Raw genomic sequence first — 13,859 nt, 5'->3', positions numbered from 1 at the left:
TATTTATAAAATGCTTCTCTGTTTTCCCTGAATTTCAGCGGGACAGAAACTGACGCGCCTTTTCCAGATCATCCGGTGTATCCACACCCAGCGGGAAGGATTGAACCACTTCCACATCGATTCGCATACCCGCTTCCAGAGCCCGCAGCTGTTCCAGTTTTTCACGCAATTCCAGAACCGAAGGCCCGAGCGCGACAAATTTTTCCAGTGCCGCACGGCGATAGGCATAAAGACCGATATGATGGTAAAGCGGGCCATCGCCATAAGGCGCAGTGGCGCGGGTAAAATAAAGCGCGCGCAATTTATTGGCACCGGCCAGCGGCGAGCCGACGATCTTCACCACATTCGGATTGGTCTTCTCTTGGGAATCTGTGATCTCAACACCAAGGGTGGCGATATCCGCAGGCCCATCAATCAGCGGCTGCAAAGCGGTTTTAATCAGCGCCGGATCAATCACTGGCAGGTCACCCTGAACATTGATTACGGCATCAAATTCTTTATTCGGATCAATAGTTTGCAAAGCCTCATAAATTCTGTCCGAACCGGATTCATGATCGCTGCGTGTCATCACTGCTTCAAGCCCATGCGCCTCGACAGCCGTTTTAATCTCTGCACTATCCGTTGCCACAACCACGCGTCCCAGACCGGATGCAACTGCACGCTCGGCCACATGCACGATCATCGGCTTGCCGGCAATGTCGGCCAGCGGCTTGCCCGGAAGACGGGTTGAGGCCATGCGGGCGGGGATCAGGATCAGCGATTTAAACGGCTTAGACATGGCTATTCATCCGAAAGTGTCAAAAAGTCACGGGTACTGCAGTTCTTATAGGTGTTGCCAGCGCCAAGTAAAAGACCTAGTTTCCGGCGAAAGTCAGCAATGGAGGGCAACCCTCCCCTAAGACGTATCAATAATTACCGCCAAGCTAAAGGCGTTGGGGAAGAGGAGCGCTAGCGGCCACATGGAATCGTCTCAGTCCAACAAGTTTATCATGGCCTTTCTGGCCACAGTTTTTGTTGTAATGACTATTGGTATTTCATCCGATGCGATTTTCTCGACCTCGCATCCTGAAAAAGCCGGTTATGAAATTGCAGCGGCAGAAGGCGGCGCACCGGCAGCCGGTGGCAAGGAAGCAGCTGTTGCTGTTCCGATTGCAACCTTGCTGGCATCAGCTGATCCTGCACGCGGTGCAACAGTATTCAAACGCTGTGCAGCCTGTCACACGAGTGAAAAAGGCGGCGCGAACAAAGTCGGTCCGCATCTCTGGGATGTTGTAAACCGTCCGATGGCGACCGTTGAAGGTTTCAGCTATTCCGCAGCCATGAAAGAATTTTCACAGGGCGGCAAAGAAGTCTGGGATTATGAGCATCTCAATAAGTTCCTGACCTCGCCTAAAGGCTATATCAAAGGCACAGCTATGGGCTTTGCCGGCGACAAAAAAGATAATGAACGCGCTGATCTGATTGCTTATCTGCGCTCGCTGTCTGACAATCCTGCGCCGTTGCCTGCACCGGAAGCTGCCGCTCCTGCTGAAGCACCAAAACCGGCAGAAGAAAAGCCTGCTGAAGCTCCGGCTCCACCGGCAACAGAAACTCCGGCACCTGCCGCACCGGAAGCACCGGCAACGCAGCCCGCCAACTGATCTTAAGATCATTTGAATATTATCAAGCCGGGCTTAATGCCCGGCTTTTATTTTGAAGGAAAATGTCTCATGTCTGATGAACCAATTGTACGCGACAGCAACGGCACCCAGCTGCAGGACGGTGACTCTGTCACCCTCATCAAAGACCTCAAAGTCAAAGGCACATCTGAAACTATCAAGCGTGGCACCTTGGTGAAAAATGTCCGCCTCAACGGCCGTGACGGTGAAGTTGAGTGCAACACCAAACAGGTCAAGGGTCTGGTTCTGAAAACCGAATTCGTCAAAAAAGCCTGATTATTACAAAGATTTAATCCGCCACTTCCGATTTTTGCTCTGCTTCTGCCCGCTTTCCCTTTTAATTCATACAGGGATCATTAAAGTGGAAGCTTATTCTTGTGAGCAAACTATCGGGTGGCGGAATGAAAACAGCATTGCGGATTATGCTTCTTGCAGGTTTGGGGCTGTATAGCAGCCTCGCTTCCGCTCAGGATTTGCCATGGCGCCATGCCAACAGCCTGACAGGTGAGCCTAAATATGCCGCAGGCTTTAAACATTACGACTACGTCAATCCTGATGCGCCTAAAGGCGGTACGCTCAATCAGGTTGCTGTCGGTTCATTTGATACGCTGAACCCCTATGTGGTACAGGGTGTTGCGGCTGCCGGTCTCGCCAATTTCGGCGGCGGCAGGCTCTATGACACGCTGATGGATCAGTCGATGGATCAGAGCTCGACATCCTACGGGATGATTGCCGAAGCCATGCAATTTCCCGATGATTTCTCCTGGGTGAAATTTCGTCTCAACCCGAAAGCCGCCTGGCATGACAAGACCCCGATTACTGTGGAAGATGTGATCTGGTCTTTCGAGACGCTGAAAAAACAATCCCCGCTCTATAACCGCTATTATGCGGACGTCGTGAAAGCCGAGAAAACCGGCGATAATGAAGTCACCTTCACCTTTGACAAGAGCGGTAACCGCGAATTGCCGAACATTATGGGTGATCTCGTCGTGCTGCCGAAACATTGGTGGCAAGGCAAAGATAAAAACGGCAAGCAGCGTGATATCAGCCGCTCCACTCTCGAAATTCCGCTCGGCTCCGGCGCCTATAAAATCGCTTCCGTTAATCCGGGTAAATCCATCATCTGGCAACGCGCAGAGGATTACTGGGGTAAAGACCAGCCGACCCAGGTCGGACGCAATAATTTCGATCAGGTCAAATACGAATATTTTCTGAACAATGACGCGACATGGGAAGCCTTCAAAAAAGGCGGCATCTATGATTTCCGTCTGGAAAACATAGCTCAGCGCTGGAAAGAACAATATAATTTTCCGGCTGTGGAGCGCGGCGATGTTATCAAAGCCAGTTTCCCGTTTCATGCAGCAGGACGTATGCAGGGCGCATTCCTGAATACCAGAAAAGCCAAATTTCAGGATGTACGGGTTCGTGAAGCACTGAACTGGGTTTTTGATTTTGAAAGCATGAACCGTCTGTTGTTTTTCAACCAGTATAAGCGGATTGAAAGCTATTTTGCCGGTATTGATCTGGCCTCTTCCGGCCTGCCTTCCCCTGAAGAGCTGAAAATTCTGGAGACCGTGCGCGGGGAAGTTCCGGAAGCTGTTTTCACCAAGCCGTATAAGCTGCCCGTCTTCGACACGCCGCAGTCCATGCGCACCAATCTGCGCCATGCCATTGACCTGTTTGCACAGGCCGGCTGGGTGGTGAAGGACGGCAAGCTCACCAATGACAAAGGCGAGGTGTTTACTCTCGAATTCCTGACCAATAATCCGAACGAAGAGCGCGTTGTAAATCCGTATATCAACAATCTGCGCCGCGTCGGCATCAATGCGTCACTGCGCGTTGTTGATGATGCGCAATATCAGGCACGGGTGAATGACTTCGATTACGATATTATCACCACGGTTGTGGCGCAGAGCCAGTCACCCGGCAATGAACAGCGGGAGATGTGGAGCACCCAGTCTGCCGATCTGAAGGGCAGCAAAAACTATGCCGGTATCAAAAATCCGGCCATCGACAAGCTGATCGACCGCGTTGTCTATGCCAAAGATCACGACGAGCTGGTGGCTGCCACCCGCGCCCTCGACCGCGTGCTGCTGTGGAATTATTACACCGTGCCGCAATGGTATTCCGATACAATCAATGTTGCCTATTGGAACAAGTTCGGCCTTCCGGACAAGCAGCCTGATTATGCCGGGATTGATCCGTTCTCCTGGTGGGTAAAGCCTAAACCATAAAATGGCTCACTCTGATTTGGTCCTGTATTTTGGTGTATAATTTTATGCCCGATACAAGACCGGATCACAGCTGCAAAGCGGGAGAAAAATCATGGCAGAGCATCATAAAAGCCTTATGAACCGGCGGCAGATTCTTGTGCTAAGCGGGGCAGCGGCACTGAGCTCCGCTCTCCCCTTTCAGCTCAGAGCGCAGGAGAGCAAAAACACAGCCAGTCACGGGCTGGCCGTGTTTGATGATCTGAAATACCCTGCCGGTTTCAGCCATTTTGATTATATCAATCCGCAGGCACCCAAAGGCGGAAGCTTTAATTTCTCCGTCAATGAATGGACGCTGAATCAGGCTCCGAACACTTTCAACACGCTCAATACATTTTCCGCTTTGGGTGATGCGCCGCCACGGATGGAAATCTGTTTCGATACATTGATGACCCGTGCACTGGATGAACCGGATGCGGTTTACGGTCTGATCGCAGAAAGCGTGACTGCCAGCGATGACGGCAAAAGCTATCTGTTCAAACTGCGCGAACAGGCGCGTTTTCACGATAACACACCACTCACCGCGCATGATGCCGCTTTCAGCTATGATCTGCTGAAAGAAAAAGGACATCCAGCGCTCCGCCTGCTGCTCGCCAAAATGGAAAGCGCGGTTGCCGAGGATGACTATCGCCTGAAGCTGACTCTCAAAGGTGAAACAGCAGCCCAAAACCGCCGTCTCATCACCAGCATGGTATTGCTGCCCGTGCTTTCCAAAACCTACTACACAGAGCATAGTTTTGACGGAAACAGCCTGACTATTCCGCTCGGCTCCGGTGGCTATAAAGTCGGTGCATTCTCTGCCGGACAATTTATCGAATATCAGCGCAATGAAGATTATTGGGCTAAAGATCTCAATGTGAATATCGGGCGCAATAATTTTGACCGTATCCGCATCGAGTTTTTCCGCGACAGACAACCGGCATTTGAGGCTTTCAAAAAAGGTATTCTGGACTGGCGTGCAGAAAGCGTCTCCAAATCATGGACCAATGATTATAATTTCAGCGCGGTAGAAACCGGCAAAGTCATCAAGAAACGCTTTCCTGCATGGAAATTTCCGTCCATGCAAAGCTGGGCGCTCAACCAGCGCCGCGAGCGTTTTCGTGACAAGCGGGTGCGCGAGGCGATAGGACTGTGCTTTGACTTCGAATGGAGCAACAGAAACCTATTCAGCAATCTGTATCAGCGCCAGCAATCCAATTTCAGCAATTCTGACTTTGAAGCCAAGGGCAAAGCCTCCGCCGCTGAACAGGCAGTTATTACCCGCCATGCTGCACTGATTGATGAGGAAACCCGCGCTGCTTTGCTCGGTGATCCGGTGACTATGCCGGTAACGGACGGCAGCGGCCGCAATCGTGAACACTTGCGCCGCGCGGCAGATTTGCTGAAAGAAGCGGGATATCAACGCAAAGGCCAGTGGCTGGTTGGTGCTGACGGTCAGATTTTCACGCTGGAAATTCTCAATGATTCCGACGGATTTAACCGCGTCTATAATCCGATGATTAAGAACCTTCAGGCCATCGGGATCAATGCGACAGTGCGCATGGCAGAAGCGGCGACTTATCAGAAGCGTCTGCTGGATTTTGATTATGACATGATGGGGCTTGCCTTCAGCACATCGCCGACTTTGGACAGAGCCACACTCGCTGTCATGTATGGCTCAGAGAGCGTCAACATGCCGGGTTCACAAAATCATACCGGCACCAGCAGTCCTTTGATTGATGCATTGCTGGATGATGTGGCACAGGCGGATAATCGCAAAGACCTGACCGCAGCTGTCCTTATTCTCGACCGGTTGTTACGTTACCGCAGAGACTGGATCCCCTGCTGGTCAGCAGGCGGAAAACTGATCGCCTATTGGGACAAATTTGGTATGACAGAATCGCCTCCCTATGGCGGCTATCCGGAATTTTACTGGTGGTATGATAAAGCGAAAGCCGGACAGCTTGGTAAAACATAATTCAGTTCTTTGCGCTAAATTCACAAAACACAATAAGAAACAAACAGGATTATTCATCTGATGGGCGCTTATATTCTCCGACGCCTGCTGCTCATGATTCCAACCATTTTCGGCATCATGGCCATTTCTTTTGCCGTCATCCAGTTTGCCCCCGGCGGCCCCGTAGAGCGTGTGATTGCGCAATTGCAGGGACAGGGCGGCGATGCCATGGACAGGCTTTCAGGCGGAGGCGCTGATGCAGGCGCAATATCAATGGACAGCGGCAGTTCCTCGAAATATCGCGGTGCGCAAGGGCTTGATCCTGAATTTATCGCCAGTCTGGAAAAGCAGTTCGGCTTTGATAAGCCGCCGCTGGAACGCTTCGGTCTGATGCTGTGGAACTATGCCCGTTTTGACTTCGGACACTCCTATTTCCGCGATATTGAAGTGATTGATCTGATCAAGGAAAAGCTGCCGGTTTCGATTTCACTCGGCCTGTGGCTCACCCTGATTTCCTATATGATCTCTATTCCGCTCGGTATTCTCAAAGCTGTGCGCGACGGTTCACGTTTTGACGTCTGGACCAGCGCGGTGATTATTGTCGGCTATGCAATTCCGAGTTTTCTTTTCGCCATCATGCTGATCGTGCTGTTTGCGGGCGGTTCATTCTTCGACTGGTTCCCGCTGCGCGGCCTGACTTCGCCGGATTTCGACCAGATGAGCCTGTGGGGCAAAATCACAGACTATATCTGGCATATGGCGCTGCCGGTGCTGGCGCTGGTGCTGTCGGCCTTTGCGACAACCACCCTGCTCACCAAAAATTCGTTTCTGGAAGAAATCCGCAAACAATATGTCACCACTGCCCGCGCCAAAGGCCTGACAGAGCGGCAGGTGCTTTACGGCCATGTGTTCCGCAATGCGATGCTGATTGTGATTGCCGGTTTCCCCGGTGCGTTTATCACCGCCTTCTTCACCGGCTCACTGCTGATTGAGACCATCTTCTCGCTCGACGGTCTCGGCCTGCTTGGCTATCAGTCCGTTCTCAACCGTGATTATCCTGTGGTCTTTGCCAATCTGTTTATCTTCTCGCTGATCGGCCTGCTGGTCGGTCTGCTCTCCGATCTCACTTATACATGGATTGATCCGCGTATTGATTTTGACCGGAGGGATGTGTGATGAGTGCTGTCACGACTACCCCTCCTGCGCGTGTGAAACGCCCGTTTCTGTCGCCGCTCAACCAGCGGCGCTGGCGCAATTTCAAGGCCAATCGGCGCGGCTGGTGGTCACTATGGATTTTCCTGTTTCTGTTTGTGACCTCGCTCTTTGCTGAATTTATCGCCAATGACAAACCGATACTGGTTTCCTACAAGGGCGAAATTCTGATGCCGGTGCTGGTCGATTATCCGGAAGAGAAATTCGGCGGTTTCTATGCGGTCACCGATTACCGTGATCCGGTCATTCAGGACGAGATCAATCAAAACGGCTGGGCGATCTGGCCGCCGGTGCGTTATTCCTACCGCACCGTGAATAATGAAATTCCGGAAGCCGCACCGTCCAAACCGTTCTGGCTGATGTCGAAAGAACAGCGCTGCGCCCGCTATGCGGAAGGCGTGAATGATCCGAACTGCACCATCGGCAATATGAACTGGCTCGGCACTGACGATCAGGCGCGCGATGTGTTTGCCCGTGCACTCTACGGTTTCCGTATTTCCGTGCTGTTTGGCCTCATCCTTACTGCCTTTTCCGGTGTGATCGGTGTAACAGCCGGTGCGGTACAGGGCTATTTCGGCGGCTGGGTTGATCTGATTTTCCAGCGCTTCATCGAAATCTGGTCGTCCATACCGGTGCTCTATCTGCTGCTGATTATCGCTGCCATTCTGCCGCCGGGCTTCTGGGTACTGCTGTTTATCATGCTGCTGTTCTCATGGGTTGCCTTTGTCGGCGTGGTGCGTGCCGAATTCCTGCGTGCCCGTAACTTTGAATATGTGAATGCAGCACGCTCGCTGGGCGTCAATAACCGCACCATCATGTGGCGGCACTTGCTGCCCAATGCGATGGTCGCAACCCTGACCTTCCTGCCGTTTATTCTCAACGGCTCGATCACCACGCTGACCTCGCTCGACTTCCTCGGCTTTGGTCTGCCGCCGGGCTCGGCGTCGCTTGGTGAAATGCTGGCACAGGGTAAGAATAATCTTCAGGCACCATGGCTTGGCATAACCGGTTTTGTGGTTATCTCGCTGATGCTGTCGCTGCTGATCTTTGTCGGTGAAGCAGTGCGTGATGCCTTTGATCCGCGAAAGGCTTTTAAATGAGTTCCCATGAAAAAGCCGAAGTGCTGCTGAGTGTCCGCGATCTGTCGATTGCCTTTCATCAGGATGGTCAGGACAGGGTTGCTGTCGATCATATTTCCTTCGACATTCACAAAGGCGAAACCGTCGCTCTGGTGGGGGAATCCGGCTCGGGCAAATCCATCTCCGCTTTGTCGGTGCTGAAACTGCTGCCCTATCCTTCCGCCAGCCATCCGTCCGGTCAGATCCTCTTTGAGGGTGCGGACATGCTGACCATGCCGGAAAACAAGCTGCGCGGTGTTCGCGGCAATGACATTGCCATGATCTTTCAGGAGCCAATGACCTCGCTCAATCCGTTGCATGTGGTTGAACGTCAGATTAGTGAGATCTTGCGTCTGCATCAGGGCATGGGTGAAAAACAGGCGCGCGCACGGACACTGGAACTGCTCAATGAAGTCGGCATCCGCGAACCGGAAAAGCGCCTGCAATCCTATCCGCACCAGCTTTCCGGCGGACAGCGCCAGCGCGTGATGATCGCTATGGCGCTCGCCAATAAGCCGAAACTGCTGATTGCCGATGAGCCGACCACTGCGCTTGATGTGACAGTGCAGGCACAAATTCTGCAATTGCTGGCCGAGTTAAAGCAATCACAGGATATGTCGATGCTGTTCATCACCCATGATCTGGGTGTGGTACGCAAAATTGCCGACCGCGTTTGCGTCATGCATCACGGTAAAATCGTGGAAAGCGGCAAGACAGAAGATATTTTCACCAATCCGCAGCATGATTATACCAAGCATTTGCTGAGTGCCGAGCCGAAAGGCGCACCGCTGCCTGCGGAAGAAAATGCACCGCTTGTCATGAGCGGCGAAGATATCAAAGTCTGGTTTCCGATCAAAAAAGGCTTTCTGCGCAAGACAGTCGATTATGTGAAGGCCGTTGACGGTATCAATGTGGAACTGCGTGCGGGTCAGACACTGGGTGTGGTTGGTGAATCCGGCTCCGGCAAAACCACCCTTGGTTTGGCGCTGTCGCGGATGATTTCATCCAAAGGCGAAATCCGCTTTGGTGACAAAAATATCGACCGGTTTTCCTTCAAGGATATGCGCCCGCTGCGCCGTGAAATGCAGATTGTGTTTCAGGATCCGTTCGGCTCTCTCAGCCCGCGTATGTCGGTTGCGGAGATTATCGCCGAGGGATTGCAGGTGCATGAACCGAAACTCTCGGCTGACGAGCGCGATGATAAAGTCATTGCCGCTTTGCATGAGGTCAATCTCGATCCGGAAAGCCGCTTCCGCTATCCGCATGAGTTTTCCGGCGGTCAGCGCCAGCGCATCGCCATTGCCCGTGCCATGGTGCTCAATCCGCGTTTTGTGATGCTGGATGAGCCGACTTCAGCCCTCGATATGAGTGTGCAGGCACAGGTTGTCGAATTGCTGCGCAATTTGCAGAAAAAACACGAATTAAGCTATCTTTTCATCAGTCACGACTTGCGCGTGGTCAAAGCCCTTGCCAATCATGTGCTGGTGATGCGCAATGGCAAAGCAGTGGAATATGGTCCGGCGGAGGAAATCTTCGGAGCGCCGAAAACCGATTACACCCGCGCATTGATGGCAGCAGCCTTCCGTTTGGAGACGGCTGAAAAGGGAGTGGTAAATCAATGAGTGCAGCAGTAAAAAACACGGGTAAAATCTATTTTGCAGCGACCGGCTGGGATCCGGAAATTTGGATCAAAGCCTTTGCCAAAGCTGCGCCGGAGCGTGAAATCGTTACCGAGGTCAAAGCCGGTGAAGAAGCATCCATTGATTATGCGCTGGTGTGGAAACAGAAACGCGGTTCGCTTGCCAATCTGCCCAATCTGAAAGTTATCTTCTCGCTCGGTGCCGGTGTGGATCATGTGTTCCATGATGATCAGGTGCCGGATCTGCCGATCGTGCGTACTGTTTCGCCTGATCTGACCATGCGCATGACCGAATATGTGGTCTGGCAGGTGCTGGATCATCACCGTCTCGGCTCTCAATATCGCGCCCAGCAACTCAAAAAAGTCTGGCGTGAAGATCGCCGTCAGCCTGCGGCCAGTGAGGTCAATGTCGGGATTATGGGCTTAGGCGTTTTGGGGCGCGATGCAGCGGACAAGCTGAAACATCTTGGTTTCAATGTCAGCGGCTGGAGCCGCCGCCCGCAGGATGTTGCAGGTGTTGCCACCTATCACGGTAAAGACGGATTGTCCGAATTTCTCAAACAGGTTGATATTCTTGTCTGCCTGCTGCCGCTGACACCGGACACCAAAGGTATTCTGTCCATGTCCGTGTTTGGCCGTATGAAAGAAGACGGACCTCTTGGCGCGCCAATCCTGATTAATGCAGGGCGCGGCGGTTTGCAGAATGAAGCCGATATTCAGGCAGCGCTTGAACGCGGTCTGCTTTCAGCTGCCTCGCTTGATGTGTTTGAAACCGAGCCGCTGCCTGAAAACAGCCCGCTCTGGGGCAATCCGAAAATCACGATCACCCCCCATGCGGCGGCCAGCTCTTCGGCCAATGCTCTGGTGCCGGAGATTATCCGCATGATCCGCGACTATGAGCGCGACGGCACGCTGATCAATCTCGTTGACCGTGAGAAACAATATTAAAAACATAAAAAGAGCCGGAAATTCCGGCTCTTTTCTTATAGAATGCGGATCGTCCCCTGCTCACTGATATGCAATTGCCGCTGATCTAAACCGGCATATGTATCGCGATCCAGTTGATAGGCAGGCGGGATTGTCAGCCCCATTTCTTCCGCAACAATCAGCCCCAGCAACAGAATCGCATCCGGCTCATGCAGGAGAATCGCTGCCGGTGCGCGGTCACTGTGCACCAGTTCCAATAAGACCGCAGCAGCCGAAGAAGACCCGACAGTTGCAGGCAGGCACAGCACTTTACCGGAGACGGACTGGCCATATTGCGGATGGCGCACATTGGCGATCAGGCCGGTTTGCGGATCAACCCCACCCCAAAAACTGATCGGCGCTGTCAGCGCAAAAGCGGGTGCTTCCACCGCTGCACCTGCGACCAGTATTTTTGCCTGCAAAGTATCTGCCCCCATCACCATGCCCCCTCAGAGAATTGGACATGGCCGGTGACAGCGCTTTCAACACATTCCTGCAAAGAGCCATAGACAACACCATAACCGGTATTGCCCGGCGCATAGTGGGCGAATTTTCCGGAATTTGTCATCAGCACCGCATTGTCTTTCTCCGGCAGAATCGGTGTGACCACAACACAAGTGTCAGCTACGACAATCACGCCGGCCTGTTCCAGTTTTTGTCGCCGCTGATTCTTGTCCAGCTCGCGCAGCACATGCCGCCCTGTACAGGCATAAAGCGGCACCGTTAATCTTCGGTCAGAAATTGCCGTTTCAAGAAGATCAAACTCGTCGAGCGACAAATGCGAACTGCCGATGGCCACAGCATCGATTCTGTCTGCCTCTATCGTGGACAGAGCTTTGCGTGCTTCCCGTACCATTTGCGGTGTCACGCGGATCGTTGCTAACGGCGTATAGCCCTGTAGCGCCGTTTCGGCATCCGGTGCCTCCGGTGTGCGCCCTGCAATATGAAACAACCCAACCGCACCGGATGAGGCAGATGCCGCGCCAAAGGCTTTCAGATCATCCTCTGTCAGTAGTTCCGGTGCAACACCGGTCACCACGCCGATAGAATCACCAATCAGGCGTCCGTAAAGATTGCCCAGCACCGGCCATGCCACGGCCTGACTTAGAAGTGCAGAATCAAGTGCGCTCAGATCAACTACAATTGTGGCACGGCGATTCTCTGATCTGTGTAATCCGTAATCCGGCGCACGACCGGCAATAGCACAGGCAATATCGAGATAATCACCATAGCGATTCGTACGGGCGCCCAGAACCGAATTGCAAAACACCACGGCATTCGATTCGCCCCATGCCACATCCGTTCCCGTTTGAGGCCGGTGCCCTGCCTGATAGGGTGCGCAGGTCCATGACGGTTCGCAACCAAGTTTGATATAGGCCTGCATCATGCGCTTTGCCATTGCCGCCTCATGGGGTGGCAGACGGTTACCGGAGCAACCGGTCAGATCGAGAGAACCGACATTGAGCGTCGAGCGAACGCGCACCTTCGCCTGCCCTTCCACCAGTTTTTCCGCGAAAAAAGTACCGCTGTCACCATGATAGAGCGCACCGTCAATATGTGCGGAAGCGATGGGAATCAGTCTCGGCGCGCCCATCAGTTCGGCAGTTCTGGCAACAATGCGCATGGCCATTGCCGCGCCTGCACCATCCCGCCCGTTGATAATGGCACGCTCCTCCGCGCTCAGTGCCAGCACCATAGGTTCCTCCCGAATATGATTAAAGCAGAGCTTTACGCATTGTCAGCGATGTCACGCGGGTAAAGCCCGGATGCATGGTTTCTCCGACCACTTCAAAGCCCAGTTTTTTGAATAGTTTTTGATTGTCGGTCAGTTCGATACGTACTTGCAGGTCAATATGCGACATGCCGCGCTCACGCCCCAGTTTTTCAGCCTGTTCCACCAGACGACGTGCAACGCCAAGCCCGCGAAACGGAGCGGCAACAGCCAGTTTGCCTAAATAAAGATGATCGCCTTTATCCGCCAGAAACACGCATCCGGCCAATTGTCCGTCGCTCAGCACCCCATAGGCTGTTTCTGTGCCTGCTTTGCCGCGCAGAATCGCTGCATTCAGTAATCCGGCAGAACTCGGCGGATCAATCACCCCGTCCATCGTGGCAAAGGCATCCTGAATGAGCAGCAACAGAGCGTCGAACCCGTCATAATCAGGTGTGATTGTAAAAACCTGACAGAACCGGTTCTGCGCGCTCATTGGTCTGCTGCCTTCCGCCGTTTATAGCGCATGGTTTCAAACCGCGCCGACAGAGAATCATAAAGCAACAAGCGTCCCAGCAAAGGCTCACCGATTCCGGTGATGAGCTTAATCACTTCCATCGCCTGTAATGAACCGAGAATCGCCGGTAAGGCACCGATCACACCTGCTTCTGCACAGGAGGGAATCAACCCTTCCGGAGGCGGTTCAGGAAACAGATCGCGGTAATGCGGCAGTGGATTACCCTCAGAATCACTCTCATAGGGTTTCAGCACCGTCAGCGAGCCGTCAAACCGCCCCATGGCTGCGGTGACCAGCGCTTTTTCCAGCAAAGCCGCATGATCGGCCACCAGATAGCGGGTGCTGAAATTATCCGAACCGTCAACGATAATATCATAGGCCGAAAACAGCTCCGTCACATTCTCCGGTGTGAGCCGCAATGTATGACAGGCAATTTCAATATGCGGATTGATACGGTGAATCGTAGCCGCGGCACTGTCGGTTTTATTCTCGCCGATACTGTCGGTGTGATGTACCACCTGACGCTGCAAATTCGACAGCGTGACCATATCATCATCGACAATGCCGAGATGGCCGACACCGGCAGCGGCGAGATAAAGCAGTGCCGGACTGCCGAGCCCGCCTGCACCGATCACCAGTACCCGCGCATTTTTAAGCTTCTGCTGCCCTGCCCCGCCGATTTCCGGCAGGATAATATGGCGCGCATAACGCTCGATTTCTAATCCGCTGAAAGGTTCTGACTGTGTGCTCATTGATAAAGTTTAGAGCGTATCCTGAAAAGTGTGAAGCGGTTTTCGGATAAGATACGCGTAAAACAAAAAGACAATGCAGA

The 13,859-nt window shown here is 53.0% G+C and carries 13 protein-coding genes; 8 read left to right on the top strand and 5 right to left on the bottom strand.

Features of this window, described 5'->3' with window-relative positions; translation table 11 throughout:
* Positions 1-34: 34 nt before the first annotated feature.
* Complete coding sequence (locus BKD14_RS01480) at positions 35-778, bottom strand: 3-deoxy-manno-octulosonate cytidylyltransferase (protein WP_075654010.1); 744 nt, start codon at positions 776-778, stop codon at positions 35-37.
* Positions 779-959: 181 nt separating this feature from the next.
* On the opposite strand from BKD14_RS01480, the gene BKD14_RS01475 reads away from it, so the two are divergent.
* The 8 genes from BKD14_RS01475 to BKD14_RS01440 all read left to right on the top strand — a co-directional run bounded on the left by BKD14_RS01475 (position 960) and on the right by BKD14_RS01440 (position 10,781).
* The gene (locus BKD14_RS01475) at positions 960-1,640 is read left to right on the top strand and encodes a cytochrome c family protein (protein WP_075654009.1); all 681 of its coding nucleotides are present in this window, start codon (positions 960-962) and stop codon (positions 1,638-1,640) included.
* Between the two features lie 69 nt (positions 1,641-1,709).
* Entirely contained in the window at positions 1,710-1,934 is a 225-nt protein-coding gene (locus BKD14_RS01470) for an alkylphosphonate utilization protein (RefSeq protein WP_028233806.1), read from the top strand.
* A gap of 125 nt (positions 1,935-2,059) precedes the next feature.
* Entirely contained in the window at positions 2,060-3,892 is a 1,833-nt protein-coding gene (locus BKD14_RS01465; protein ID WP_075654008.1) for an extracellular solute-binding protein, read from the top strand.
* A gap of 91 nt (positions 3,893-3,983) precedes the next feature.
* The gene (locus BKD14_RS01460; RefSeq protein WP_139316304.1) at positions 3,984-5,885 is read left to right on the top strand and encodes an extracellular solute-binding protein; all 1,902 of its coding nucleotides are present in this window, start codon (positions 3,984-3,986) and stop codon (positions 5,883-5,885) included.
* Positions 5,886-5,945: 60 nt separating this feature from the next.
* Positions 5,946-7,040 carry a microcin C ABC transporter permease YejB gene (locus BKD14_RS01455; protein ID WP_022711624.1) on the top strand — a complete coding sequence of 365 codons (1,095 nt, stop codon included), beginning with the start codon at positions 5,946-5,948 and terminating at the stop codon, positions 7,038-7,040.
* On the top strand, positions 7,040-8,176 hold the full coding sequence (locus BKD14_RS01450) for an ABC transporter permease (RefSeq protein ID WP_075654007.1): 1,137 nt from the start codon (positions 7,040-7,042) through the stop codon (positions 8,174-8,176). Before BKD14_RS01455 ends, BKD14_RS01450 begins: the two co-directional genes overlap by 1 nt.
* Positions 8,173-9,816, top strand: a complete 1,644-nt coding sequence (locus BKD14_RS01445) for an ABC transporter ATP-binding protein (RefSeq protein WP_075654006.1) — start codon at positions 8,173-8,175, stop codon at positions 9,814-9,816. The genes BKD14_RS01450 and BKD14_RS01445 overlap by 4 nt, the downstream gene beginning before the upstream one ends.
* The gene (locus tag BKD14_RS01440; protein WP_075654005.1) at positions 9,813-10,781 is read left to right on the top strand and encodes a glyoxylate/hydroxypyruvate reductase A; all 969 of its coding nucleotides are present in this window, start codon (positions 9,813-9,815) and stop codon (positions 10,779-10,781) included. The genes BKD14_RS01445 and BKD14_RS01440 overlap by 4 nt, the downstream gene beginning before the upstream one ends.
* Before the next feature lie 35 nt (positions 10,782-10,816).
* Here BKD14_RS01440 and BKD14_RS01435 read toward each other — a convergent pair whose 3' ends face one another.
* Genes BKD14_RS01435 through BKD14_RS01420 form a run of 4 tightly spaced genes read right to left on the bottom strand, consistent with a single transcriptional unit; the run spans position 10,817 to position 13,779 of the window.
* Positions 10,817-11,236, bottom strand: a complete 420-nt coding sequence (locus tag BKD14_RS01435) for a DUF126 domain-containing protein (RefSeq protein WP_139316303.1) — start codon at positions 11,234-11,236, stop codon at positions 10,817-10,819.
* Complete coding sequence (locus BKD14_RS01430; protein WP_083646740.1) at positions 11,236-12,495, bottom strand: aconitase X catalytic domain-containing protein; 1,260 nt, start codon at positions 12,493-12,495, stop codon at positions 11,236-11,238. Before BKD14_RS01430 ends, BKD14_RS01435 begins: the two co-directional genes overlap by 1 nt.
* A gap of 19 nt (positions 12,496-12,514) precedes the next feature.
* The gene (locus BKD14_RS01425; RefSeq protein ID WP_075654003.1) at positions 12,515-13,006 is read right to left on the bottom strand and encodes a GNAT family N-acetyltransferase; all 492 of its coding nucleotides are present in this window, start codon (positions 13,004-13,006) and stop codon (positions 12,515-12,517) included.
* Positions 13,003-13,779: a molybdopterin-synthase adenylyltransferase MoeB gene (locus BKD14_RS01420; RefSeq protein ID WP_022711630.1), complete on the bottom strand. Its 777-nt coding sequence runs from the start codon at positions 13,777-13,779 to the stop codon at positions 13,003-13,005. Before BKD14_RS01420 ends, BKD14_RS01425 begins: the two co-directional genes overlap by 4 nt.
* Positions 13,780-13,859: the final 80 nt, after the last annotated feature.

The sequence above is a fragment of the Pseudochrobactrum sp. B5 genome (assembly GCF_001939785.1).
Lineage (GTDB): Bacteria > Pseudomonadota > Alphaproteobacteria > Rhizobiales > Rhizobiaceae > Pseudochrobactrum > Pseudochrobactrum saccharolyticum.
The sequence above is the reverse complement of the archived record's forward strand: the minus strand, read 5'-3'. Positions and strand labels throughout refer to the sequence as shown.